Raw genomic sequence first — 24,338 nt, 5'->3', positions numbered from 1 at the left:
CCGAGTTCCACAGCCGCGCGCATAACTTATTGATGCGCCGGATGGGCGCCTCTGGGTTGGCACAACTCAAGCGACGTCGGATTGCCTCGGCGGCTTCACCTCCAGTTCCTGAAAGAGCTGTCGTTGCTCTGGGGAGATCGACACCCCGGTGTGGGCTTCCCCGTTGATCTCGACCGCGTGCCTTTGCACGGTCTCCAGCGCTTCTAACGCGCGCTCGACGCTGAAGGCGGAGTCCCTGGATTTCAGGCGCATGCGCAGCACCCGGTAGAGCACCAGGGCGAGGAAGCAGATCAGCGCATGGGCGCGGATGCGCTCGGGCAGCCGGTGGTAGACCGGGGCGATGTCCAGGGTGCTCTTCAGTGCCCGGAATCCGCGCTCGATATCGGCCAGGGAACGGTAGCGGGCGACGATCGCCTGCGCTTCCCAGCCGTCCAGGCTCGTGACCAGCAGCAGCTTACCGTCGAGACGTTCGGCAGCTGTCCAGGCCTCGTCATCAATGTCGTAACGAAACTGCTCGCCCGACTTCCGCAGCAGAGCTCTGGCACATCCCCGGTGTGCGGGGGATAACCTGCTGATCTTCCAATTTTGTCTCTACATGAAGCGCGGACCAGCTGTTGTCACACGCATCAATCGATAGAGCCCGTGAAAGCAGGCCGTAGGATTTATAGGGTCGTGTCATGTACGTACGCATCGTCCGATCGGGTCCTCGCCGCTACGTTCGCCTCGTCGAGGGCGACCGCGACGACAACGGACGGGTGAAGCAATGCACCGTCGCGAACCTCGGGCGGGCCGACCAACTCAGCGATGACGAGGTCGACGGCCTCATCAAGGGCCTGCAACGCGCTGTTGGGCGGTCTGAGCGCCGGAGCGCGGAACCGGAGTTCCAGCGTGCTCGCGCCTCTGGGGACCTTTGGGCGCTGCACCAGCCCTGGCAGGAACTCGGCCTGGATGAGGCCCTCCGCAAGGCGCTGCGTTCGTCACGGCGCGAGTTCGACGCGGAGGCGTTGATCCGCGCCATGGTCTTCAGCCGGCTGGCTGCACCGCGGAGCAAGCGCGGCGTGCTCGACTGGCTTCAGGAGGATGTCAGCCTCCCTGGCGTGGATGTCGAGCAACTGCACCACGGGCAGCTGCTTCGTGAGGGTGCGGAAGAACCGCTCGATGACCCCAGTACTCTCCAGGGCGTGGACGAACGCCGGCGAGAACTCGAAGCCCGGGAAGCCGAGCTCGCGCTGGAAGATGTCGCTGATGTGTGGCTTCCATGGTCGTGACGCAGGGCTACCCCGGTGGCGATACCCTGCTGGAAGAGCCCGAAGATCGCCGGACCGCCTGGCGCAGCAGCTCCAGCGCCTCGGAACGGTCCCGCGGGCGGGCCGCGTGGATCCCCAGCCTCTCGGCGTTATAGTGGTCCACGACGGCGAAGACCGACACCTGCCCATTGTCCGCTAAGAAGGTCGTGGTCGCAGCCCTGGTCCTGCCCTGTCCGGCGCCTCGGTGATGATGGTTCCGTCGTGCAAGTCGGGCCCGAGATTGCGCCGAGCCCGGCACGGGGCGAGCAGCCCGTGGTCGCGCATCACCCGAAGCAGGCGCGGACCTCCGTCTCAACCCGCGCGGGAGCAGCCCAAGGGGGGGCGCCTTGGGTATAGCCCCCCCCCCCCCCGGAGGAGGTTGTCCGAGCCACACGGGGGCGGGCGGAGGACTGGTCGGTGCCGCGGCCGCGACCGGCTTTTTCGATGCCGTAGCGCTTCCCGCGTACCGTGATCGCATACGGAGTCCGCCAATGGCCTCTTCGCGAAACGGTATGCACAGTGTGCTTCGGCTTCAAGGGAAGGTTGATGGGTTCCTGGGGCCGCGACACCATCCTGCTTGCTATCCGCCCCCGGCACTGTAAGCATAGCAATCCAGTCCCGCAGATGAAGCCGCGCCCTATAGGTGGCGTGGGCGAACTTCGATATCCTCCAGCTTCGATATCAGGATGGTGGCTTCACATCCCAGAACATCCAGGATGGCGAACAGGGTCCGCCATGAGGTTACATGTGGCCCGATACGCTCGATCTTGCTCAGGGTCGATTGGTCTATGCCCGCATCCATGGCCAGCTGCTCTTGGCTGAGGCCGTTCTCTTGACGGATCTCGCGGATGGAAGCGCCCGCCGCAGCCAAAAGGCTCTCTTGTTGCCGGTTTCTATCAGGCATTTTAGGTATCGGGACTGTTTAAGCGGGTACCCCCCTGTGTATTTCAATGATGGATGATCCAGCCCTGCCGTGACAAGCGGGCCAGCCCGGGATCCGTCGTATGGCCGCCAGGCTGTGAGAAAGGGGGGGTCGGGCAAGCGCGGTGCGAAGGAGCCATCGTGCTGGACAGGCGGGAATCAATCCGGGCACAATGTCCGGAACGAATCCCAGAGGATCTGCCATGCACTCTTCCAATGCTGCGACCGCACTGCTTTACTCGGCCTTGGAGCTGGCCACGAGGGCGGATGTGGCCCGTGAACTCGGGGTGGACGAACGTACGGTCCGGCGGTGGGCGAAAGGCGAGATCCCGATGCCCAATCGTTGGGAGCCGGCGCTGAGCCAGCTCCTGCTCCGGCGGGCTCCCCTGCGGTCTGACGTTGACGGGCAGTTCTCCTTCATTGACCTGTTCGCCGGAGTGGGGGGTATCCGACAGGGGTTTGAAAGCGTCGGTGGCCACTGCGTCTTTTCCTCCGAATGGGACCGTTTCGCCCTCCAGACCTACCGTGCAAACTTTGGGAACGAGGGCGAAGAGATCCAGACGGACATCCGTCAGATTACGGCGGTCTCAGATGACGCGGATGAGAACAGCCGCTCTATCGACGAACGCATTCCTCAGCACGACGTCCTGTTGGCCGGATTCCCGTGTCAGCCCTTTTCGCTGGCCGGCGTTTCCAAGAAGAACAGCCTGGGACGCGAGCATGGGTTCCTGTGCGAGGCGCAGGGAACCCTGTTCTTTGACGTTGCGCGGATCATCGAGGTAAAGCGTCCACGGGCATTCCTCCTCGAGAACGTGAAAAACCTGCGAAGTCATGATGGCGGACGTACCTACGAAGTGATCCGCCGCGTGCTGGAAGAGCTCGGTTATCGCGTGCATGATCGGGTCATCGACGGCAAGGGGTTCGTGCCCCAGCACCGCGAGCGGATCTACATGGTTGGCTTCCGTAAGGATACGCCCTTCACCTGGAACCAACTGGACTTCCCCGCACCGGACGCCCGCACCCTCCGGGAGGTCCTGCACCCGGAGGACGGATCGGAAGCCGCGGAACCCCCTTATACCGAGGGTGACTTGGCCACCGTAGGCGACAAGTACGTCCTGAGCGAGAAACTCTGGAAATACCTGCAGGACTATCGGGCCAAGCATGAGCACGCGGGCAACGGCTTCGGCTACAGTAAGGTCGGCCCGGAAGACACCGCACGGACACTGTCCGCCCGGTACCACAAGGACGGCTCCGAGATCCTGGTTGACCGGGGAGCTGGCGAGCGGCCGCGTCGGCTTACGCCACGCGAGTGCGCCCGACTGATGGGCTTCGATGACAGTTTCCGGATCCCGGTGAGTGACACGCAGGCTTATCGCCAGTTTGGTAACTCCGTTGTCGTTCCGGTCATCCGTGAGATCGCGTCTGCGATGGCGCCACACGTCCTCGCGGACATCCGCTCCGACCAGGATGGCCATCAGCTGGCGCTGCCGATGGAGTTCAGGGAGACGGCGTGAGCGACAGGCTCTCTCCGGAACATCGCAGCCGGGTAATGAGCCGGGTGCGCGGGCACGACACGAAGCCCGAGCTCGTCCTGCGCCGCGCGCTCCATGCGCGGGGCTTCCGATACAGACTCCATGTACGCGACCTCCCCGGATGCCCCGATCTCGTTTTCCCTCGGTATTCGGCGGTGGTGTTCGTTCACGGATGTTTCTGGCATGGGCATGACTGCCACCTTTTCCGCATGCCCTCAACCCGCGAGGAGTTCTGGGAAAAAAAGATCGGACGCAATCGGGAACGCGACCGGAAAAATCGGGCCGAACTGCTTGATCGCGGGTGGCGCGTCTTGGAAGTTTGGGAATGCGCGATGAGAGGGAAGGATCGTCTTCCATCCGGTGAAATGCTTGAAAGGGTGGAGACATGGCTGACCGGCCGTACAGTTACCCATGAGATCCGCGGTCTTGGGGGGCGGCACCCGGGGGCGAACGACGACAGTATTTATGGGGAGCAGGCGTAGTGATCGACTCGATTTCGGAACTTTTCGAAGGGGCGGCGGCGAAATGGCTCAGCGCCGTAGACGCCGAACCGGACAGATCGAACCAGCATGAGATCGGAGGCCTGCCAAGCGCCGGATTCAGGAGCCATCTCGGCGAACCCTCGAAGAACGATGTCGCCCGGTTTCCAGCCACAATGGCTTACCTTGGGGACCATGAGCCTCCGGAAATCGTCCGCGATACCGTGTCTTGGTACGACTGCCGGTGGAAACAGGCGCACCGCTCCCCAGAGTACCGGCTCTATTACCGCAGCAATTCGGTAACGCTGCGGCTCAGTGCCGGTGATCTGATGGTGATCGCGAAGGCCCGTGACGGTAGTCTGCTCATCGTTTTCGCGCCGGCGGAGTCGGATGTCGAGGCCCAGGTACGCCAAGTGTTCGGGTTCGGCGAGATGGGGCAGCGCTTCCAGGCCGCCAGAATGCCTCCATCCTCTCTTACGCTGCCACTGAAACTGCTGCTGGAAGACGTCGGCGTAGAAGCCTTCGAACCGGACGATGCGGCGGACGATCTCGAACTTGTCCTGAACCGTTTCCCAGAGCGTTTTCCCTCGACCGCAGAATTCTCCGCGCTTGCGCGTGAGGTCACTCAGGGCGATCCCGTAGGCGAGCCGGATCGGACACTCTTGGCATGGATGGAACGGGAGGAAGCGCTCTTCCGGGCCTATGAGCGCGAGATCGTTCAGGAACGCCTCGAACGGGGGTTCGCCGGCGATGTCGACGAATTCATAAGGTTCTCACTAAGCGTCCACAATCGGCGGAAATCCCGGGTCGGTCATGCCTTCGAGAACCATCTGACTGAACTGTTTGAGCGGCACGGCCTGCGTTTCGAAAAAGGGGGGGTGAACCGGGTCACGGAGAACAAATCAAAACCTGACTTCCTGTTTCCCGGCTTCACCGAGTATCACGATCCGCAGTTTCCGAATTCCCGCCTGTTCCTCCTTGGTGCAAAGACCACCTGCAAGGAACGATGGCGGCAGGTCCTCGCCGAGGGCGAACGACTCAAACGGAAACACCTCGCGACGCTCGAGCCTGGGATAAGTCGTACCCACACCGACGAAATGTCGGCGCACGGCCTCCAGCTTGTGGTGCCACTACCCATCCATGCGACATATTCGGAAACACAGCGTATGAAAATCATGGGAATCCAGGATTTTATCAGCCATGTCAGGCCCAAGGTATTCAAGACTCGGCCAGGCTGACCGCTCTTGCGGGGGGGGCGTGGGACCCCCGACTGGACGATTGGTCTTACCCAGCGAACTTGGACACGGTGTTGGCTACTAAGTCGGCGTTATCCAAATCTGTGTGGGTGACGCCCCATCACCTCAGACCGCGGCAGCCCTCGATGTTGGGCCGTAGGGTGAGGCTGGCAGATGGGTGAGCTTGCCGCAGACCAGGTAGCTGACGGTGATCAGGCTGCGCGTCGTGCGAAAGCTCCCCCGACTTCCACAGTAGAGCTCTGGCACATCCCCGGTGTGCGGGGGATAACCTGCTGATCTTCCAATTTTGTCTCTACATGAAGCGCGGACCCGATGTTGTGACACGCATCGATCGAAGGGGCCCGTGCAAGCAGGCTGCAGGATTTATAGTGTCGTGTCATGTACGTATGCATCGTCCGATCGGGTCCCCGCCGCTACGTCCGCCTCGTCGAGGGCTACCGCGACGACAACGGACGGGTGAAGCAACGCACCGTCGCGAACCTCGGGCGGGCCGACCAACTCAGCGATGACGAGGTCGACGGCCTCATCAAGGGCCTGCAACGCGCTGTCGGGCGGTCTGAGCGCCGGAGCGCGGAACCGGAGTTCCAGCGTGCTCGCGCCTTTGGAGACCTTTGGGCGCTGCACCAACTCTGGCAGGAGCTCGGCCTGGATGAGGCCCTCCGCAAGGCGCTGCGTTCGTCACGGCGCGAGTTCGACGCGGAGGCGCTGATCCGCGCCATGGTCTTCAACCGGCTGGCTGCACCGCGGAGCAAGCGCGGCGTGCTCGACTGGCTTCAGGAGGATGTCAGCCTCCCTGGCGTGGATGTCGAGCAGCTGCACCACGAGCAGCTGCTGCGCGCCATGGACGCGCTGATGAACCACCCCGAGCGGGTCGAGCAGGCCATTGCCGGGCAGCTCAAGCCCCTGCTCGATCAGGAGCTCAGCGTCGTCATCCACGGTGTGGAGGAGGTCGCGGGACGATCTGCGCCAGCGCGGCAAGAGCAAGGACACAGGCGGCGTTGCCCGCCAATTCGCCCTCGGGGTCGTGCAGACCTCCGATGGCCTGCCGATCGCCCACGAGGTCTTCGAGGGCAATGTCGCGGAGACGCGCACCCTGGCACCCATGCTCCAGCGCCTGCTCAGCCGCTACCCGATCAGGCGTGTGGTCGTGGTCGCGGATCGGGGGCTGCTCAGCCTCGACAATGTCGACACGCTGGAGGCGCTCAGCGCGCAGCACGACCTGGCTATCGATTACATCCTGGCGGTGCCCGGACGCCGGTATGCGGAGTTCACCGGCTTGATGAGCGAGCTGCAGCCGCAGCTCGAGAAGCAGGCGGCAGAGCATGAGGGCGAAGCCGTCACCGAGACCACCTGGCAGGGGCGCCGGCTGATTGTGGCGCACAACCCGCAACGGGCTGCCGAGAAGCAGGCCTCGCGCCGGCACAAGATCCACCGGCTGGAGCAGATCGGCGAGGCCCTGGCCCAGCGACTCGACAACCAGGATGCGGGAAAGCCCGGCCGCGGGCGGCGCTCGACTGATCGCAGCGCCCATCGGCGCTTCCATCAGCACGTCCTGCGCAGCAGCCTCTCGAGCATCGTCAAGGCCGACCTCAGTGCCGAGCAATTCCGCTATGACATCGACGAAGAGGCGTGGGCGGCCGCCGAGCGGCTCGACGGCAAGCTGCTGCTGGTCACGAGCCTCAACGAGTACTCGCCGAGCGAGATCGCCGACCGCTATCGGGCCCTTGCGGACATTGAGCGCGGTTTCCGCGTGCTCAAGAGCGACATCCAGATCGCGCCGGTCTACCACCGGCTGCCGGAGCGCGTCCGTGCCCACGCGCTCATATGCTTCCTGGCCCTGGTTCTGCATCGCATCCTGCGCCGGCGTCTCAAGGCGGCTGGTAGCGGTTACTCACCGGAGAACGCGTTACGGGCGCTGCGCCGTATACAGCGCCACAAAGTTCACCTCGCCGGGCAGGACTACGAGGGGGTGACCAAGCCGACACCGGAGCAACTCCAGCTCTTCGAGGAACTGGGTGTGGAGGTGCCTCAGCACCTGGCTTGAAGGCCTGTTGTGACATTTTCGGGGGTCGCGCTGTTGGCGACTCAACAACTTAAGCGCATAGCTGTGGAACTCGGGGGGGATGTAGCCGTCTACGAAGCTTCTCAGGAGGTTGGCCCGATCCCGGGGCGGTATTCCGCGATGGTTTCCGTCGCCGTATAGGAGGTGCCAGGTTGTTTTCGCTCGGCCGTGCTCGTTCCGAGGTGCTCGGCTCGGCCCGCCGCTGCTGCTGCAGGTCGGTGAGACGTTGGAGTAGATCCTGCGGCAGCATGGTCTCAAGCGGCAGGATGCGTTGAGCGTTGCCACTTCTGCTGGAGGGCTGCCCGCGGGAGGACGACCAGGCGGGCGTGGGCGCCGTCGGCGCGGTCCTTCTCCTGGAGGGCGAGATTCTGCACAAGCCCGACGGTTGACACCGCTAACTGCCTGACTTCTCGTGAGGCGCGCGTAACCCGCTGATTTATCGCGCAGCCTGGGGCGGGTAATCTCTATCCAATCGACCGCAACGTCGCTGGATGCGCCCGTCAGCGCGAGTTTCTTCACAGGGTTTTCCACAGCTTTTGTGGAAAGGGGCAGCCGAGCAGCCACCAGCGCAGTCAATCCGCTTCGGTGCGGAGCCGGTGTAGGGGGCTATATGGAGGTGAGCCAGCGATACATGATCAGCGCGTCGACGTCGCCGTGACGCGGATGGCGGAAGGCGCCGGGCAGGCGGCCGATCACCGTCATGCCGTTTCGCTGCCAGGTGCGGATGGCCGATTCGTTGGTGGCGACGACCAGGTTGTACTGCATAGCTCGGAACCCGAACTGCAGTGCCACGCGCTGGGAGTGGCGGCACAGCGCTCCACCGATGCCGCGTCCGCGGGCGGACCCGGCGACGATGTAGCCGCAGTTGCAGACGTGGTCGCCGAGGCGCGGTTGATTCGGCTTGAGGTAGTAGCATCCGACCAGGCCCTGGCGCTCGTCTTCGGCGACCCATGTGGCGGTGGGAGTTTGCACCCACAGCTGGTAGGCCTCGTCCTCCTCCAGTTCCGGGGAGAAGGGGAAGGTTTCCCCGGCCCGCAGGACGGGCTCGATGATGGCCCAGACCCGGGGCCAGTCGTCATCGGCAAACGGTCGGATGGTGAGTTCGCCGGCTGGTGCGGTCACGGGTATCGGTGCTAGGCACTAGATTGTCGGCGAAGACGTCTTCGACGCGATCAGCATCCAGGATCCGGTCGAGTTTGCTCGAGAGCATGGCGGACGTCATCCTCTTCGATGCTGCCATACACCCTGGCAATATACACCAGCAGCGGCTTCTCCAGCGGGTGCCCGGGTGGGAGGTCCCGGAGAATGCGGACGAGGTCTACAGCTGGATGACCGCTGCGGGCGAGTAATCTGAGGCTGTCGGCCCTCGGCGTCGATGGGTCGGCAAGGCCCCAGGCCTGGGGTCCCGGCGCACCCTGGGGTCTGCTAGTGTCCGAAGAAGGTCTTCCCGAAGTTGTATCGGGTTGAGGGTGCGCCGAGCAGCGTGGGTGCAGTACGAGCCGTCGCGGCGTGACGGGACAACGAACGAGGAGCATTCAATGGGCAGTGGCCACTCATCTTCCAACGACGATCGTCCCTCGCCCATCGATGCGATCCGCTCGGAGATTGAGCGTGCCCTCGGCGATCAGCCGTTCTCCTCCGAGCAGGAGCTGCGGGATGCTGTAGCGGAGAAGGTGGCCGAACTCAATCAGTCGCCGGTGGCCGATTTTCAGGGGCTCTCCCGAGAGCAGATGCACTGGCTTCTCTATGCGCCGTTCGACGCCCCGGATCTGGTGCGCTTCGCCGAGGGCATCGAGGCGCGCCCCGCTGCGGCGGCGTTCCGGCTCCTGGAGGTCATCGTCGAGGCGGCCGGCGAGGGCGGGATCAAGCTGACGGCCAAGGGGAACCTGCCGCGTGCTGTGGTCCTCGAGGCCAAGCAGGCGCTGGAGGCGGAAGGGCTCAAGCGGGAGTGGCTGCCGGGTGTGATCCGCAACGAGGACGACTTCCTCGAGCTCCACCTCATCAAGGTCACGGCTGGCCTGGCCCGGTTCACGCGCAAGGAGCGCGGGCGGCTCAAGGCGACCCGTGCGACGCAGAAGCGCTTTCGCAAGGGCGAGTGGGCGGCGATCTACGATGCGCTGCTCCAGGCCTATTGCCGTCAGTTCAACTGGGCGTATGCCGATGGCTGGCCCGATCTGCGGATCGTGCAGGACTCGTTCGGCTTTTTCCTGTATCTCCTCCATCGCTTCGGCGACGAGCCGCGGCCGGTCCCGTTCTACCAGCAGTGCTTCGTGCAGGCCTTCCCGGCGGCCCTTCAGGAGGTCGGTGACGGGGGGCTGTTGCCGGGCGAGCGCGCCGAGCGGGTTGTGGAGAGCTGCTGGTCGGTCCGCACCGTGCTGCGCTTCGCGATGCCTTTCGGGCTCGTCGAGGAGGCTGGAGGTGAAGGCGACGTCCCTTGGCTCGCGGGAGACCCGAATAGCCTGGTCATCCGCAAGAGTGCGCTCTACGACCGGGCGGTCTCCTGGAAGCTCACCTGAGCCGGAAGGGCACGGGGGTGGCGGAAGGCGCCGGGCAGGGGGCCGACCCCCCGTCATGCCGTTGCGCTGCTAGGTGCGGATGGCCGAGGCGTTGATGGCGACAACCCGGTTGTACTGCATGGCCCGGAACCCGAACTGAGGTGCCACGCGCTGTCAGTGGCGGCACGCTGCCGCTCCACCGATGCCACGACCGCGGGCGGACTCGGCGACCATCTACCGGTAATGAAAGCGGCAGGCGAGCACGCGGATGGACGTCTCGCTCACCTCATAGACCAGCCGGTGCTCGAGGTTGATCCGCCGGGACCAGCAGCCCGAAAGCTCGAACTTGGGGGCTTCGGGCTTGCCCCGTCCCTCGAAAGGGTTACGAGCCGCTTCCTCGATCAAGTCCAGAATCTTGCGGGCGGTGCGGTGATCATGCCGGAGCCACCACTGGAGGTCTTCCAGGGCAGCTGGGTCCAGAAGGACCTGCCTCACCGCGCGAGCCTCTCCTTGGCGTCCTCCAGCGACACCGCATCCTCTTCCCCGCGGGCCCGGGCCTGGCGCAGACGCTCGGCGTTGGCGGGGTTGCCTAGCAGGTACAGGGTCTCCTGCAGCCCGGTGTAGTCCTCTTCGGCCATGATGACGGCTGCGCTACCCCCGCGGCGCTCGATCCGCACGGGGGTGTGGTCTGTCCCGACCCGGTCGATGAGCTCCTTCAGGTGGTTCCGGGCATCCGTATAGCTGATGGTTTCCATAGCTTCTCCTGAGGTGACAGGTTTTCTGTCAGTTTAATAGGGGCAGCGCGCGGAGAGCAAGGCTTCGAGCAGGGGCACGCTCCTCGGGGGCCGCCATGCGAGTACGGTTCGTTGCGCTCACCTGCGGTCCGGTGAGCTCGCCGCTGCCCCAATGCCCTGGGCTTCCGGGCATTGACAGTTGCGATGACCGATCCCCCAGCGGATGTGGATTCTGCACAAGCCCGCCGGTTGACAGCGCTAACTGCCTGACTCTTCGCGGACGGCGTGTAACTAACTGAAAATGCGGCATATTGGTGGCGGATAATATCTGTCCAATCGACCCCAAGCCCCCTGAGTGCGCCTATCGGCGCGACTTTTTTCACAGGGTTTTCCACAGGTTTTGTGGAAAGGCTCATCACGCCCTCCTCCGCGGTCAGGTAAGGCCCGACGCGGTCGTTCGAGCATCACCCGCGCTCGACCATTCGGCAGCGGGTCGTCGCAGTGCCCCGTGGCGGGCAGGCATGCCTGCTGATAAGACCATACACTCAGTCAGGGCGACGGCCACCACCTGAAGCCGCTGGCTTTGGAGGGGGTCGGTAGCACCACTCCGGAATCTGCTGATCCTGCTTGAGCCGGATGCGGCGCAGATTCAGGGCGGAAAAAATGTTGTCCAGGTCATCCGACTGGGCATCCCGCAGGCCGGGGAGCGTCGCGGTGGCTTCGCGCCGGAAACGCTCTGCAAGCGTTGGGTGTTGTGCGCATTGCCAGGCGCGCTCCCACCAGCTTTTGAGACGGTCTTCCGCATCCTGAAGGGTTGCTGCGTCGGGCAGCTTTGCTCCTTTGTTGCCGTTGACTTGGGGGTTGGCTGGCACCAGGTTCCAGAGGTCATCGCAGGGCCATGCCGCCCAGGGAATGCAGTGGTCGACCTCGAAGGCGGCCTGCCTGAGGAGGCGGCCGCTCCAGACACAGTAAATCGGTTCGCCGGCCTCGCGCAGCGCCTCAATGCGTTCGCGGGCAAGACGGACATCGCGCTGCGGCTCACGCCAGTCGAGGGCGTGCTCCATCATGGCCGGTGCCGTCATCCGGCAGCCGGATGGCGACCTCGGCCCAGGAGACCTCCGGCCGGCCCAGGGCATCGGGGCTCTCGCTGACGTGATCGACATAGGCCCCGTGCTCGGCGGCCAGCTGCCGGAGTTCGGCTACCGAGACTGCCCGCAGGCCCCGCTCCGGGTCCTCGGGGCCCAGGCGGAGCGTAAAGGCGAGCAGGCCGCCCGGTTTGAGCAGGGTGATGAGCTTGCGGAAGGCGCGGGCGCGTTGGCTCTCCGGTACGTGCATCCAGATCGCGCTGAGCAGGATGGCATCGAAGCACAGGCCCAGGCGGTGGACGTGCTCAAGCCCGGGTAGCTGGTCGTCGAGCCACCGGATGCGCGGGTGGGGGTGGCGACGGGCGGCCTCGCGGCGCAGGGCCGCTGCTGGTTCGACGGCGACCACCTCGTGGCCACGCTCGGCGAGCCAGGCGGCATCACGCCCCGAGCCAGCACCGACGTCCAGGACAGTGCTTTCGCCAACGGGTGGCAGACGGTAGATGAGCCAGTTGTGGACGTCCGGGAACGAGAGCGACTCGTAGTCCTCTGCAACACGCTCGGCGCGCTCGTGGTACCAGCGGATCGCCGGATCCTGCTTGCTGTCCTGCATGCCGGGGGTGGCTCCTCAAGGCCGGTTCGGCTCTCTGTCATCCAATGTGCCATGAGTCGCCGCATCTCGTCCCGGCGTGACGGGACAACGAACGAGGAGCATTCTGGATCCCGAGATCAGTGATCGGAAGTCCGTGAAAGCGGCAACCCGCGGCCTGGATATGGCGCAGCTGGTCGCGCATCCGGTCAGCTCGCGGGTGAACACACCCAGGTCCGGAGAACTCGTTGTCAACCCAATGCCCTGGGCTTCCGGGCATTGACAAGTGCGATGAGCGACCACCCCGAGGATGTGGATTCTGCACAAGCCCCCCGGTTGACAGCGCTAACTGCCTGACTTTTCGTGCGTGGTTTGTAAGTCTCTGAAAATGGTGCGGATTGCTGGCGGGCAATATCTATCCAATCGACCTCAAGCCCCCTGAGTGCGCCTATCGGCGCGACGTTCTCCACACGGTTTTCCACAGATTGTGTGGAATGTGGCCGCCGCTGGCTTGAGGCACCACACCGCCCTCGTCGGTTGGGGGTAAGAGCGGCAGGACTGCTAGCCTGAGTCAGGGAGCGGCATGGGCATCCGCCCTCCGCTGGAAGTCCGTCATAATGGGGGTCGTCCTCCTGCTCGAGGTGCATCATGAAGGTCGTTTATTGGGGGTTGGGTATTGCGGTCGTTCTGGTGGTGGGCGCCATCGTCGCCTGGTGGGTCGTGGTCCGCGGTGTCGAGACGCCGGACTACACCGTGGTTCTGCAGGACGGTGACCGCGAGCTGAGGGATTACCCGGCGCTTCGGGTGGCCGAGGTCGAGCGCAGCGGCAGTCGAGGCGAAGCGGTGAGCGCGGGGTTCCGGCCGCTGGCGGGTTACATCTTTGCGCGTGAGCGCGAGGGCGATTCCATTGCCATGACGGCCCCGGTGACCCAGACGCCGGAAGGTGAGGGGCGCTGGCTGGTGCGTTTCATCATGCCGGAGCAGTACACGCTTGAGGATCTGCCCCGGCCGACAGGCGAGGAGATCGCCCTGCGCGAGCTCGATGCGCAGCGTATGGCGGCCATTCGCTTCTCGGGCCGTGCCAGCGATTCGACGGTCGAGGAGCACGAACGCGGGCTCCGGGCGTGGATGGCGGAACAGGGCCTGGAGGCCGCGGGCGAGCCGGTGTACGCCTACTACGATGATCCGATGACGCCGGGGTTCCTGCGCCGGAACGAGGTCCTCATCCCGGTCGAGAGTGCCCCGGGGGCGGAGGCGCCCTGAGCGCCGATCAGCGCATCCAGCACCGTCTCTTCCGATAGCTCCGACCTGATTCGCGGAAAGGGCGGACCCCTCTGGATTGCTGGCCGTGGCGCTGTATCATGACGCTCCTTTGGCACGGACATGAAGGGAGCCGATGCGCACCCAGCGTTTAGATTTCCCCGGTGCCGAGGGCCACACGCTCTCGGCCCGGCTCGACGAGCCCGATGGAGCGCCGCTGGCCTACGCGCTGTTCGCCCACTGCTTTACCTGCGGCAAGGACATTAAAGCGGCTTCGCGGCTGGCGGCGGCCCTCGCGGAGGAGGGGATCGCCACCCTCCGCTTCGACTTCACTGGCCTCGGCGACAGCGAAGGGGATTTTGGCAATACCGGCTTCCGGTCCAATGTCGCCGACCTGATCGCGGCCGCGGGGTTTATGCGTGACTCGGGGCGGCCGGTGAGGATCATGGTCGGCCATAGCCTCGGTGGTGCAGCAGTCATCGCCGCGGCCGGCGACATACCGGAGTGCCGTGCGGTGTGCTCGATTGGTGCGCCGTTCGAGGCTCATCATGTCCTTGAGCACCTCGGTGACAAGCGCGAGGAGATCGAGCGCAGTGGCGAGGCCGAGGTCAACCTGGGCGGTCAAACCTTCCGCATCGGCCGTTCATTCATCACGGAGACGCTCAACCACGACCAGGCCAGCCGGATTGCGGACCTGCGCCGCCCGTTGCTGGTTATGCACGCCCCCCTCGATGAGGTCGTGCCGGTGCGCGAGGCCCGGCGGATCTTTGAGACCGCCAAGCACCCCAAGAGCTATATCTCCCTCGACGATGCCGATCATCTGCTGACCCGGGCAGCGGATGCCCGTTACGCCGCGACACTGATCGCCGCCTGGGCGGCCCGCTACCTGCCCGAGGCGGAGCAGGGAGGGGGCTGACCCGCTTCCCCAAGGCCTCGACGCCGCGTATTCTCCGGAAAGTTTTCTTTTTTGCGTGGGGAAAGGATGGTTCCGTTTCAGAAGATCCTGATCGCCAATCGCGGTGAGATCGCCATTCGGGTGATGCGTGCGGCCAATGAGCTCGGCAAGCGCACCGTCGCCATCTACGCCCAGGAGGACAAGCTCGGGCTGCACCGCTTCAAGGCAGACGAGGCTTATCAGGTGGGCGAGGGCATGGGGCCGGTGGAGGCGTACCTCTCCATCGACGAGGTCATCCGGGTCGCGAAGATGGCCGGGGCGGACGCCGTGCACCCGGGCTACGGGCTGCTCTCCGAGAATCCGGAACTGGTCGACGCCTGCGAGGCCGCCGGCATCACCTTCATCGGGCCGCGTGCGGACACCATGCGCGCGCTCGGCGACAAGGCGAGTGCGCGCCGTGTGGCTATCGAAGCGGGCGTGCCGGTCATTCCCGCCTCCGAGGTGCTGGGCGACGACATCGAGGCCGCCCGGCGCTGGGCCGACGAGATCGGTTACCCGATGATGCTCAAGGCCTCCTGGGGCGGGGGCGGGCGCGGTATGCGCCCGATCCGTGAGCCCGAGGAGCTGGAGGCCCGGGTCCTGGAGGGACGGCGCGAGGCGGAAGCGGCCTTCGGCAGTGGCGAGGGCTACCTCGAGAAGATGATCGAGCGGGCTCGCCACGTCGAGGTGCAGGTGCTGGGGGATACCCACGGCGGTCTCTACCACCTCTTTGAGCGGGACTGCACGGTGCAGCGGCGCAACCAGAAGGTGGTGGAGCGGGCCCCCGCGCCCTATCTCACCGAGGCGCAGCGCGCCGAGGTCTGCGATCTGGGGCTGAAAGTGGCCCGCCACGTCGGCTACCAGAACGCCGGAACGGTCGAGTTCCTCATGGACATGGACACCGACACGTTCTACTTCATTGAGGTGAACCCGCGCATCCAGGTGGAACACACCGTGACCGAAGAGGTTACGGGGATCGACATCGTCAAGGCGCAGATCCGTATCGCGGAAGGCGAGCACCTGGCCGCCGCCACCGGCAAGGCCGATCAGGGGGCGCTCTGGCTGAACGGTCACGCCATGCAGTGCCGGGTGACCACCGAGGATCCTCAGAACAACTTCATCCCCGATTACGGTCGCATCACCGCCTATCGCTCGGCCACCGGCATGGGGATCCGGCTGGATGGGGGCACGGCGTACGCCGGCGGCGTCATCACCCGCTACTACGACTCCCTGCTGGTCAAGGTCACCGCCTGGGCCCCCACGCCGCAGGAGGCCATCTCGCGGATGGATCGCGCCCTTCGCGAGTTCCGCATCCGCGGCGTGTCCACCAACATCCCCTTCGTCGAGAATCTGCTCAAGCACCCGGCATTCCTGGACAACAGCTACACCACGCGCTTCATCGACACCGCGCCGGAGCTGTTCGATTTCGACAAGCGCCGGGACCGGGCCACCCGGCTGCTCACCTACCTGGCGGAGATCACCGTCAACGGGCACCCGGAGACCCTCGGTCGTCCCCAGCCGGCGGCGGGTCTGCCGCTGCCGGTGCCGCCCGAACCCCGGGACGAGCCGGCGCCGGGCACCCGCAATCTGCTGGAGGCCCAGGGCCCCCAGGCGGTGGCCGACTGGCTGGCCGGTCGCAAGGAGCTGTTGCTGACCGACACCACCATGCGCGACGCCCACCAGTCGCTGCTGGCGACGCGCATGCGCAGCTTCGACATGGCGCGGGTCGCGCCTGCGTACGCGGCCAACCTGCCGCAACTGTTCAGCGTGGAGTGCTGGGGCGGGGCCACCTTCGATGTCGCGTACCGTTTCCTGCAGGAGTGTCCCTGGCAGCGGCTGCGGCAGATCCGCGAGGCCATGCCGAACGTGATGACGCAGATGCTCCTGCGCGGTTCCAACGGCGTGGGCTACACCAATTACCCGGACAACGTGGTCCGTGCCTTCGTCCACCAGGCCGCCGATTCCGGCGTGGACGTCTTCCGCGTGTTCGACAGCCTCAACTGGGTCGAGAACATGCGCGTGGCCATGGATGCGGTGCTGGAGTCGGGGAAGGTGTGCGAGGGGACGCTGTGCTACACCGGCGATATCCTCGATCCGGGCAGGGACAAGTACGACCTCAAGTACTATGTGGCGATGGGCAAGGCGCTCCGCGATGCCGGCGCCCACATCCTCGGGGTCAAGGACATGGCGGGCCTGCTCAAGCCGGCGGCGGCGCGGGTGCTGTTCCGGGCGCTCAAGGAGGAGGTGGGGCTGCCCATCCACTTCCACACCCACGACACCAGCGGCATTGCCGGCGCCACCGTGCTGGCGGCGGCCGATGCCGGGGTGGATGTGGCCGATGTGGCCATGGACGCCTTCTCCGGGAATACCTCCCAGCCGGTCTTCGGCTCCATCGTCGAGGCGCTGCGGCACACGGAGCGGGATACCGGCCTGGACATGAGCGCGGTCCGCGAGATCTCCAATTACTGGGAACAGGTGCGTGCCCATTACGCCGCCTTCGAGACCGGCCAGCAGTCGCCGTCGTCCGAGGTCTACCTCCACGAGATGCCGGGCGGGCAGTTCACCAATCTCAAGGCCCAGGCCCGCTCCCTGGGACTGGAGGAGCGCTGGCACGAGGTGGCCCAGGCCTACGCCGATGCCAACCAGATCTTCGGTGACATCGTGAAGGTCACCCCCTCATCCAAGGTGGTGGGGGACATGGCGCTGATGATGGTGAGCCAGGGCCTGACCCGCGAGCAGGTCGAAGACCCGGCAGTGGACGTGAACTTCCCGGATTCGGTGATCGACATGCTCCGCGGCAACCTGGGGCATCCGCCGGGCGGCTGGCCGGAAGGGATCCAGAAGAAGGCGCTCAAGGGGGAACAGCCCCTGCAGGATCGCCCCGGCAAGTACCTGGAGCCCCTGGACCTGGAGGCGGTTCGGCAGCAGGCGAGCGACGAGCTCGACGGCGCCGAGATCGACGACGAGGACCTCAACGGCTACCTCATGTATCCGAAGGTCTTCACCGAGTATAAGCGCCGTCGTGAGCGCTTCGGTCCGGTGCGCACCCTGCCGACGCGCAACTTCTTCTACGGCATGGAGGCCGGAGAGGAGATCAGCGTGGACATCGATCCCGGCAAGACGCTGGAGATCCGTCTGATGACCGTCAGCGAGCCGGGCGAGGATGGCGATCGCCGCGTGTTCTTCGAGCTGAACGGCCAGCCCCGCACCGTGCGCGTGGCGGACAACCAGGCCAAGGCGCAGGTGGTGCAGACCCCCAAGGCCGAGGAGGGCAACCCGGCCCACGTCGGTGCCCCGACGCCCGGCGTGGTGGCCTCGGTGGCGGCCACCCCGGGGCAGAACGTGAAGGCCGGGGATGTGCTGCTGATCATCGAGGCCATGAAGATGGAAATGGGGCTGCACGCCGAGCGGGACGGTGTGGTGAAGGCCGTGCACGTGCAGCCGGGCAGCCAGATCGAGGCCAAGGATCTGCTGGTGGAGTTCGAAGCCTAGCCTGCGGGCTCCACCCCCGAATCGTCACTCGAAGCGGTAGGCGCTGTGGCAGGCCACGCAGGTGTCCTGGACCTCGGTGAGCTGGTGCTGGGTGTGGGCCGGATCCGCCACCTCGCGGGCGTCCCGGGCGATCTCCTGAAAGGCCTCGTGCTGGTGGTGCATCATTCCCTGGTAGGCCTCGGGCGTGGCCGCTTCCATGCGGTCCGGGCGCCCGGAGCCTCCCTCACCGGCCCCGCCGCCGCGGCCTTCCCCTTGGCCCCGGCCGTCCGCCGCCGTGCCCCGCGCCGGCACCTCGGCGTCGGCCAGGTCGTCCTCGCGGTAGCGGCGGGGCACCGCGGCGAGGGCGTGGCTGCGCACCGCGTCCATGTCGGATTCGAGTGTGGCGCGCAGGATCTCGTTGGTTACCTCTAGGTACGTGCGCATGCGCTCGAGGCAGTGCGTCCGGTCCTCTTCGGTGAGTTCGATGGCCTCGCGGTCGTCGGCGCCGGCGGCCCCGGCGGTGATGCCGAGGCCGAAGATGGCCGCGATCCCGAGCGAGCGCCAGGGCAGTCGGTGGGTCATGGCGTTCTAGCCCTCCTTAGAAGTTTGCCCGCAGTCCGAAACGGGCGTAGCGGCCCGGGTCGGCGTAGAGCGAGGTGTCGTTGCTGGTGTCGAAGAGGTTGTCGATCCCGGCGTAGAGGCGAACATGCTCCCAGGCCCGCGGGTTGTAGTGCCCCTGGATATCGACCTGGGTGACGCCTTCCTGCTCGTCCTGGTCATCCTCATCGACATGGGAGCCGGTGTACCGCACCTGGGTCCGCCAGCCGTAGCGTTCGCCGGGGTCTCCGGCCAGCGCCGCTCGGGCGCTCCACTCCGGGGCGTAGGGGAGGTCGCGTCGTGTGCCGCGCTCGATGGCGTCGAGCCAGGTCACACCCAGATCGACGCGCAGCCCGGCGGGCAGCGCCAGTTCCAGGCTCCCCTCGCTGCCGCGGATCCGCGCGTCGTCGTCGAGGTTGTAGAAGCTGACGTACGGTTCGCCCCGCCGCTCCCGCGTGATGCGGTCCTCGATGACGGTATGGAAGACAGCCACGTCGTAGCGGCTCTCGCGTACCGGGCCCAATCGGCCCAAGTCGCCAGCGAGGCCGATCTCGAGGCTCTCGCTGCGTTCCGGGTCGAGGGTGTGGGATTCCTGCTTCTCTCCGGCGACCACCGAGGCGCCCAGCTGCCGCCGCCCAGAGGGCTGTGCCGTGTCGGCATACAGGTCTCGTTCCGTGGGCAGGCTGTACCCCTGGGCGTAATTCATGCGCAGGCGCGCCGCCGGGGCGAGGGCGTAGACGATGCCGCCCTCGACGGCCGTATTGTCGGCGCTGTCCAGGCTGCTGTCGTCGTAGCGGGCGCCGTAGATGACGTCCAGCCGCTCTGTGGCGGCTCACTCGTGCTGGGCGAAAACGGCGGCATCCCAGCGCGTCTCGCTGCCACCGGCGAGCTGGTGGTCCTCGTACTCGTGATCGCGATGCTCGGCGCCGAGTTGCAGGGTGTGCCCCGGGTCCGGAGTCCAGCTGGCGATCAGTTCCTGCCGCCAGTCGGTCAGGGTAACGTCCCGATCGCGTTCCTCGGGGCGCTCACCCGTCGGGTAGCCGAGGTCCGTCCACGGCTCACTGGTCACCACCCGTTCCTTCTCGTAGACGCTGCGGTAGCTGCGGAAGAAGAGGTTGAGGGTCTCGGTGGCCTGCCAGTCGGCCGCAGCGGAGAGCCCGATCCGCTCGTTGTCATCCAGCCAGCGGGCGGGGATGTTTTCGACGGCGCCCCGGCCGCCATCATCGAGCTGTGTCGGCCCCGTGTTGATGTAGTTGCGCTCCCGGTCCTCGCGCAGGTAGTCGGCCTGCAGGCTCACGCGGAGGTCGTCGGAGAAGAAGTGCTCCAGCGTGCCGGCGAGGGTGTAGACGTCGGCCTCGTCCCGGCGGTCCTCGTCAATGGTATAGCGCTCCTGGACGTCGTAGTTCTTAAGGTCGCCAGAGCTTACGCCAGCTCGTCCATCGGGAGCGGCCGTCGCGGTCTCACTGTACGCCGCCCGGGACATGGCCTGGGCGTCTAGCCGGAAGCGGGTGTCCAGGGAGCCGCCGTGCAGCCCGAGGGCGGCGTTGTAGCGCTCGGCCTCGGCGTCTTCTGTGCGGGCCCCGGCCTGCAGATCGATGTCGCCGTGGAAGCCGGGCTCGGGGTCGCGGGTGATGACGTTGATCACCCCGCCGAGGGCGTCGGCGCCGTAGAGGACGCTGCCCGGGCCCTTCACGACCTCGATGCGCTCGATGTTCCCCGTGGGGATGCGGTTCAGCTCGTAGCGGCCACTGGGCTCGCCGGCCACCCGGCGGCCGTCGATCAGAATGACGTTGTCCTCGCGCCGTGCCCCGCGGATGCTGGCCTGCGTGCCGTCGGGGCTAACAAAGAGGCTCGACTCCCCGCGCAGGACCCCGCCGAGATCGGTCGCACCGCTGCGCTCGATCTGCTCACGGCCGATGACCTCGACGCTGCCGGGGCTGCGTTCCCGGGCCCGCTCGCTGCGGGTGCCCGTCGTGACGGTGACCGACGGGAGCGCCTCGCTCCCGGCCGCGACCTCACTGACCGCGCTATCGGTCGTGGCGGCGGACACCAAGCCGGGGGCTGTTGTCGCTCCGGCCGTCAGTGCTGCCGCAATGCAGCGTCTCCGAATCCCGATGGGCATGCGTCACCCCTGAGTCATGGCTGGATGCGCCGAAAATCTACATGAGAATGGTTCGCATTGCTATTGATGTGCCGCAATCACCTCCGGCGGGTGTGCAATCGCGACAGTCGGCCGCAGTCAGCGGCCCCTTGGTGTGTCCGCTTCCGCACAGACGACGCTGGCTTGTTCGGATCATCCTGCAGTCCTGGAAGGTGATCGCTGGGATGCGGCTGGAGATCTGAAACCGCCCTGAAAGGCGGAGGAAGGCGTAATGAATGTGCAAGCGTCACAAGCCAGTGTCATAAGCGACCCGCAAGCGCTGCGGCGCTCGTTGAGCCACTACAGCGGGCCCCGGGTCTCGCGCAGTGTTGTGGAAATCCTGATTACGGTCATCCCGCTCGTACTGCTGTGGGGGGTGGCGTGGGCTGCCCTGAACGCCGGGTACTGGGTGGGTCTGATCGCCACCGTGCCGGCAGCCGGTTTTCTCGTGCGCTTGTTCATGATCCAGCACGACTGCGGCCACGGATCGTTTTTTCGCTCCCGGCGCGTCAACAACTGGGTCGGACGGGTCATCGGGGTGCTGACCCTGACGCCCTTCGACTATTGGCGTCGCAGTCACGCGATCCACCACGCCAGCGCCGGGAACCTGGACCGCCCGCAGATTGGTGGGATCGAGACGCTGACCGTGCGTGAGTACCAGGCCCTGCCGTGGCTGCATAGACTGCGCTACCGCCTCTACCGCCACCCCTTGGTCCTGTTCGGTGTCGGCCCGATTTACGTCTTTCTGCTGGCCTACCGCCTGCCCCTTGGGCTCATGCAGTCGGGTTGGATGCCGTGGGTCAGCACCATGGGGACCAATCTGGCCATCGCCCTCCTCGTGGCCGGCATGATCGGGCTGGTTGGCCTGGGGCCGTTCCTGCTCGTGCAGGTCTCCATCACACTGCTCGCTGCGGTGGTGGGCGTCTGGCTGTTCTACGTCCAGCACCAGTTCGAAGACACCTACTGGAAGCACCAGGACGACTGGAGCTTCGATGAGGCAGCCGTCCACGGCAGCTCCCACTATGTATTGCCGGGTGTCCTGCGGTGGTTCAGTGCCAATATCGGTGTCCACCATGTCCACCACTTGAGCTGCCGGATACCGTCCTACCGGCTGCCCGAGGTCCTGCGGGATTATCCGGAACTCCGGGACGTGGGCCGAATCAAGCTTCGGCAGAGCGTGGCGTCCGTCCCGCTGGCTCTATGGGATGAAGACGAGCAACGCCTCGTGTCCTTCAAAGAGGCGTGGGCCGGAGAAAGAGGATCCGACTGTAAATCAACCTGACACTAAGTCTTCGGAGCGGCGCCGGTGAGCCGGGCAGCCGACGGTGGTGGCCAGGCGGATTGTCGGTGGATTTTACCGTGCCGCTTTAGCCACCCCTGGGAATCTCGCGCAAACGCTGGCCTGTCGGCCCGTCTAGCCGGATGGCATGTAATCTGCTTGAGGCAAGGTTCACCGGAGCGGTGCTACCGAGGGAGCGGTCTGACGATGTCGGCAATTCGCAGCTCGACCGAACTTGAGGCGCTGTGCACCTGCCTGACCCAAGAGGCAGAGTCCCAGAGTCGCCAATTAATCCTCGCATTGAACGTCTCGGCAGGAGCCCTGGCTGCCGAGCGGGTGGCCGTGGCCCAGCTCAACGACTTCGCCGAGCACGTCCAGTGTCGGTTGGACGAGAGCTGCTGTGAGACGGTCCTGGACCCTCGCGGCCAGGTCGGCCGCTTGCTGCGGGAAGCCCGGGCGCTGATCGAGCGCTACCACCACGGTCTGGTTGCGGCACGCAAGGTCGTGCTGGTTGACCCGCAGCTGGCGTGGTCGGCGCGCAAGCACTGGTTCGAGGAGATCGTGCGAGCAGAGACAGAGCACGAAGTGCTACTGTCGGCGCTGGAGGGGATCGAGTACCTGGTGCAAGATCACGATGCCGGGGTGGCGGTGGCTGCTGCGACCAACGACGCCGACTGGCGCCGGGCCTGGGCGGTGCTGGCGGGGTTCTAGTGAGGCATCGGGTGTGGCCCTGATAGGGGTAACGGCTCCCATGCGACGGCCCGCACAGCACGCATGCGCTGGCTAGCCGTGTCGGGGGCGGGTGGCGCACCGCGCCGGCGGCGGGTGGCGCGGCCGCCGGCGCCGGCCAAGGCGGGGCCCTATCAGTCAACTATAGGGCGCGGCGCCCGCTGATCAGCTGCACCAGCACGATGATGATCGCGAATATCAGGAGCGCATGAACGAACCCCCCCACGGTGACGCCAGACATCAGCCCCAGGGCCCATAGGGCGAGCAGGATGAGTGCGATGGTGACGAGCATGACGGTCTCTCCTCTGGTTGAGTGGCGGCGCCCGGGAGAAGGCCCCGCGTGCAGGAACCATCCTGCGCCCGAAGCCGGCAACGAGTCTGTGCGGTTTCGCACCTGGCCTGCATCTCGCGGCTCTTGGTGCTCCTGCCCGTTACTGAGCAACGTACCGGCCCGGGGCCGTACCGAGGTGGCAACTCCATGAAAAGTGGGCAAAACAGAACCCCGGACGGTCCGGCCGGGAATCAACTACTGGCGGCGCTTCCGCCTGACGAGTTCAAGCGCCTTTTGCCCAATCTGGAGCGGGTGGCGCTGCCGCTCGATGAGACAGTCTGTGAAGCGTACTTCGAGATGAAGTACGTGTATTTCCCGGTGGATTGTATTGTCTCCTTGCTGGGTATCACAGAAGACGGCGGTTCGGCCGAGATCTCCGTCGTTGGTAATGAGGGCATTGTGGGTGTTTCTTTGTTCATGGGGGGGGAAACCACGCCAGCGAGGGCCGTGGTTCAGGCAGGGGGGCAGGCTTACCGCCTCAGTGGCAATGAGCTGAAGGAGGAGTTCTACCGGGGAGGTCCGATGCAGCGGCTGCTGCTGCGTTACACCCAGGCGTTATTGACCCAGATGGCGCAGACCGTTATCTGCAATCGGCACCACACGCTGGATCAGCAGCTCTGCCGCTGGTTGTTACTGAGCATGGATCGGCTCGGCAATAACCATCTGATGATGACCCAGGGGCTGATCGCCAACATGCTGGGTGTGCGCCGCGAGGGGGTCACTGAGGCCGCGGGTAAGCTGCAGAAGTCCGGCCTGATCAGCTACCACCGCGGCCATATCGAGATCCTGGATCGGGAGGGCCTTGAGGATCGCACCTGCGAGTGTTACGGCGTGGTAAGACGGGAGTACGATCGATTACTGACGAATTTCCCGCAAAGCTGATGCGAACAAGATCTTGTCACCCGCCCCGGATGAATAGCATGATCAACCCACTGATGCTCGCCGCGACACCGAGGATGAGATACCAGGTGGTTGAGTCCGTGAACCGGCCTGTGAAGGTCTCGAAAATCTGCTCACCGGCACTCTGAGTGGCTTGGTAGCCGAAGTAAAGAAGGACGGCTCCGGTGATGAGCAGGACAATGCCGATGATCTGTATGATGCTCATGGTGGTTGAACCCCGCTGGTCAATGTTCAGGGCTGACACGTCCCTGTGCCAGCATT

The 24,338-nt window shown here is 65.5% G+C and carries 23 protein-coding genes and 3 pseudogenes; 14 read left to right on the top strand and 12 right to left on the bottom strand.

The window, feature by feature from the left end:
• Nucleotides 1-66: 66 nt before the first annotated feature.
• A pseudogene (locus HHAL_RS12855) lies at nucleotides 67-516 on the bottom strand (IS1634 family transposase); the annotation flags it as partial.
• Between the two features lie 161 nt (nucleotides 517-677).
• Here HHAL_RS12855 and HHAL_RS02125 point away from each other — a divergent pair.
• Nucleotides 678-1,136, top strand: a pseudogene (locus HHAL_RS02125) (IS1634 family transposase); the annotation flags it as partial.
• Nucleotides 1,137-1,258: 122 nt separating this feature from the next.
• Nucleotides 1,259-1,402, top strand: a complete 144-nt coding sequence (locus tag HHAL_RS13410) for a hypothetical protein (protein ID WP_187147877.1) — start codon at nucleotides 1,259-1,261, stop codon at nucleotides 1,400-1,402.
• 521 nt (nucleotides 1,403-1,923) lie between these two features.
• Here the strand turns inward: HHAL_RS13410 and HHAL_RS02120 are convergent.
• Nucleotides 1,924-2,190: a helix-turn-helix domain-containing protein gene (locus HHAL_RS02120; protein WP_011813228.1), complete on the bottom strand. Its 267-nt coding sequence runs from the start codon at nucleotides 2,188-2,190 to the stop codon at nucleotides 1,924-1,926.
• A 220-nt stretch (nucleotides 2,191-2,410) separates the two neighbouring features.
• Between HHAL_RS02120 and dcm the strand changes: the two genes are divergently transcribed.
• The 4 genes and pseudogenes from dcm (at nucleotide 2,411) to HHAL_RS02100 (ending at nucleotide 7,518) form a co-directional block, all read left to right on the top strand.
• Nucleotides 2,411-3,721, top strand: a complete 1,311-nt coding sequence (gene dcm / locus HHAL_RS02115) for a DNA (cytosine-5-)-methyltransferase (RefSeq protein ID WP_011813227.1) — start codon at nucleotides 2,411-2,413, stop codon at nucleotides 3,719-3,721.
• Nucleotides 3,718-4,221, top strand: coding sequence for a very short patch repair endonuclease (locus HHAL_RS02110; RefSeq protein WP_011813226.1), 504 nt, complete (start codon nucleotides 3,718-3,720; stop codon nucleotides 4,219-4,221). Before dcm ends, HHAL_RS02110 begins: the two co-directional genes overlap by 4 nt.
• Nucleotides 4,221-5,456: a type II restriction endonuclease gene (locus HHAL_RS02105; protein WP_011813225.1), complete on the top strand. Its 1,236-nt coding sequence runs from the start codon at nucleotides 4,221-4,223 to the stop codon at nucleotides 5,454-5,456. The genes HHAL_RS02110 and HHAL_RS02105 overlap by 1 nt, the downstream gene beginning before the upstream one ends.
• 396 nt (nucleotides 5,457-5,852) lie before the next feature.
• Nucleotides 5,853-7,518, top strand: a pseudogene (locus HHAL_RS02100) (IS1634 family transposase).
• Between the two features lie 624 nt (nucleotides 7,519-8,142).
• Here HHAL_RS02100 and HHAL_RS02095 read toward each other — a convergent pair.
• Nucleotides 8,143-8,658 (bottom strand): GNAT family N-acetyltransferase, encoded by a 516-nt coding sequence (locus HHAL_RS02095; RefSeq protein ID WP_011813224.1) that lies wholly within the window; start codon nucleotides 8,656-8,658, stop codon nucleotides 8,143-8,145.
• Between the two features lie 74 nt (nucleotides 8,659-8,732).
• Here HHAL_RS02095 and HHAL_RS13405 point away from each other — a divergent pair, with 74 nt between their 5' ends.
• Both HHAL_RS13405 and HHAL_RS02090 read left to right on the top strand, forming a co-directional pair.
• Nucleotides 8,733-8,885, top strand: coding sequence for a hypothetical protein (locus HHAL_RS13405; protein ID WP_187147876.1), 153 nt, complete (start codon nucleotides 8,733-8,735; stop codon nucleotides 8,883-8,885).
• A 189-nt stretch (nucleotides 8,886-9,074) separates the two neighbouring features.
• Nucleotides 9,075-10,052 carry a hypothetical protein gene (locus HHAL_RS02090; RefSeq protein ID WP_011813223.1) on the top strand — a complete coding sequence of 326 codons (978 nt, stop codon included), beginning with the start codon at nucleotides 9,075-9,077 and terminating at the stop codon, nucleotides 10,050-10,052.
• A 213-nt stretch (nucleotides 10,053-10,265) separates the two neighbouring features.
• Here HHAL_RS02090 and HHAL_RS02085 read toward each other — a convergent pair whose 3' ends face one another.
• The 4 genes from HHAL_RS02085 to HHAL_RS02070 form a co-directional block, all read right to left on the bottom strand.
• A complete protein-coding gene (locus HHAL_RS02085) occupies nucleotides 10,266-10,526 on the bottom strand; it encodes a Txe/YoeB family addiction module toxin (RefSeq protein WP_011813222.1) in 261 nt (86 codons plus the stop codon).
• Nucleotides 10,523-10,786 carry a type II toxin-antitoxin system Phd/YefM family antitoxin gene (locus tag HHAL_RS02080; RefSeq protein WP_011813221.1) on the bottom strand — a complete coding sequence of 88 codons (264 nt, stop codon included), beginning with the start codon at nucleotides 10,784-10,786 and terminating at the stop codon, nucleotides 10,523-10,525. Before HHAL_RS02080 ends, HHAL_RS02085 begins: the two co-directional genes overlap by 4 nt.
• 524 nt (nucleotides 10,787-11,310) lie before the next feature.
• Nucleotides 11,311-11,832 carry an HNH endonuclease domain-containing protein gene (locus HHAL_RS02075; RefSeq protein WP_187147875.1) on the bottom strand — a complete coding sequence of 174 codons (522 nt, stop codon included), beginning with the start codon at nucleotides 11,830-11,832 and terminating at the stop codon, nucleotides 11,311-11,313.
• Nucleotides 11,804-12,460, bottom strand: coding sequence for a class I SAM-dependent methyltransferase (locus tag HHAL_RS02070; RefSeq protein ID WP_081432139.1), 657 nt, complete (start codon nucleotides 12,458-12,460; stop codon nucleotides 11,804-11,806). Before HHAL_RS02070 ends, HHAL_RS02075 begins: the two co-directional genes overlap by 29 nt.
• Before the next feature lie 624 nt (nucleotides 12,461-13,084).
• On the opposite strand from HHAL_RS02070, the gene HHAL_RS02065 reads away from it, so the two are divergent.
• The 3 genes from HHAL_RS02065 (at nucleotide 13,085) to pyc (ending at nucleotide 18,122) form a co-directional block, all read left to right on the top strand.
• Nucleotides 13,085-13,699, top strand: a complete 615-nt coding sequence (locus tag HHAL_RS02065; RefSeq protein ID WP_011813220.1) for an SOUL family heme-binding protein — start codon at nucleotides 13,085-13,087, stop codon at nucleotides 13,697-13,699.
• Nucleotides 13,700-13,832: 133 nt separating this feature from the next.
• The gene (locus tag HHAL_RS02060; RefSeq protein ID WP_011813219.1) at nucleotides 13,833-14,612 is read left to right on the top strand and encodes an alpha/beta hydrolase family protein; all 780 of its coding nucleotides are present in this window, start codon (nucleotides 13,833-13,835) and stop codon (nucleotides 14,610-14,612) included.
• Nucleotides 14,613-14,678: 66 nt separating this feature from the next.
• The gene (gene pyc / locus HHAL_RS02055; protein ID WP_011813218.1) at nucleotides 14,679-18,122 is read left to right on the top strand and encodes a pyruvate carboxylase; all 3,444 of its coding nucleotides are present in this window, start codon (nucleotides 14,679-14,681) and stop codon (nucleotides 18,120-18,122) included.
• Nucleotides 18,123-18,146: 24 nt separating this feature from the next.
• Here the strand turns inward: pyc and HHAL_RS02050 are convergent, their stop codons facing one another.
• The 3 genes from HHAL_RS02050 to HHAL_RS13640 are packed head-to-tail and all read right to left on the bottom strand — an operon-like array spanning nucleotide 18,147 to nucleotide 20,748.
• A complete protein-coding gene (locus HHAL_RS02050; protein ID WP_011813217.1) occupies nucleotides 18,147-18,683 on the bottom strand; it encodes a cytochrome c in 537 nt (178 codons plus the stop codon).
• A 16-nt stretch (nucleotides 18,684-18,699) separates the two neighbouring features.
• Nucleotides 18,700-19,515, bottom strand: coding sequence for a TonB-dependent receptor domain-containing protein (locus tag HHAL_RS12450; RefSeq protein WP_081432138.1), 816 nt, complete (start codon nucleotides 19,513-19,515; stop codon nucleotides 18,700-18,702).
• A gap of 15 nt (nucleotides 19,516-19,530) precedes the next feature.
• Nucleotides 19,531-20,748: a TonB-dependent receptor plug domain-containing protein gene (locus HHAL_RS13640; protein ID WP_187147874.1), complete on the bottom strand. Its 1,218-nt coding sequence runs from the start codon at nucleotides 20,746-20,748 to the stop codon at nucleotides 19,531-19,533.
• 322 nt (nucleotides 20,749-21,070) lie between these two features.
• On the opposite strand from HHAL_RS13640, the gene HHAL_RS02040 reads away from it, so the two are divergent.
• Both HHAL_RS02040 and HHAL_RS02035 read left to right on the top strand, forming a co-directional pair.
• Entirely contained in the window at nucleotides 21,071-22,120 is a 1,050-nt protein-coding gene (locus HHAL_RS02040; RefSeq protein ID WP_011813216.1) for a fatty acid desaturase, read from the top strand.
• A gap of 204 nt (nucleotides 22,121-22,324) precedes the next feature.
• Nucleotides 22,325-22,828: a hypothetical protein gene (locus HHAL_RS02035; RefSeq protein WP_011813215.1), complete on the top strand. Its 504-nt coding sequence runs from the start codon at nucleotides 22,325-22,327 to the stop codon at nucleotides 22,826-22,828.
• A 160-nt stretch (nucleotides 22,829-22,988) separates the two neighbouring features.
• On the opposite strand, the gene HHAL_RS13185 is transcribed toward HHAL_RS02035, so the two are convergent.
• A complete protein-coding gene (locus HHAL_RS13185; protein WP_144446069.1) occupies nucleotides 22,989-23,138 on the bottom strand; it encodes a lmo0937 family membrane protein in 150 nt (49 codons plus the stop codon).
• A gap of 186 nt (nucleotides 23,139-23,324) precedes the next feature.
• Between HHAL_RS13185 and HHAL_RS02030 the strand changes: the two genes are divergently transcribed.
• Nucleotides 23,325-24,059 (top strand): Crp/Fnr family transcriptional regulator, encoded by a 735-nt coding sequence (locus HHAL_RS02030; protein WP_011813214.1) that lies wholly within the window; start codon nucleotides 23,325-23,327, stop codon nucleotides 24,057-24,059.
• 16 nt (nucleotides 24,060-24,075) lie between these two features.
• Here HHAL_RS02030 and HHAL_RS02025 read toward each other — a convergent pair whose 3' ends face one another.
• Entirely contained in the window at nucleotides 24,076-24,282 is a 207-nt protein-coding gene (locus HHAL_RS02025) for a DUF3185 family protein (protein WP_041595007.1), read from the bottom strand.
• Nucleotides 24,283-24,338: the final 56 nt, after the last annotated feature.

The sequence above is a fragment of the Halorhodospira halophila SL1 genome (assembly GCF_000015585.1).
GTDB classification, from domain to species: domain Bacteria; phylum Pseudomonadota; class Gammaproteobacteria; order Nitrococcales; family Halorhodospiraceae; genus Halorhodospira; species Halorhodospira halophila.
This window is presented reverse-complemented; position numbering and strand designations above follow the sequence as displayed.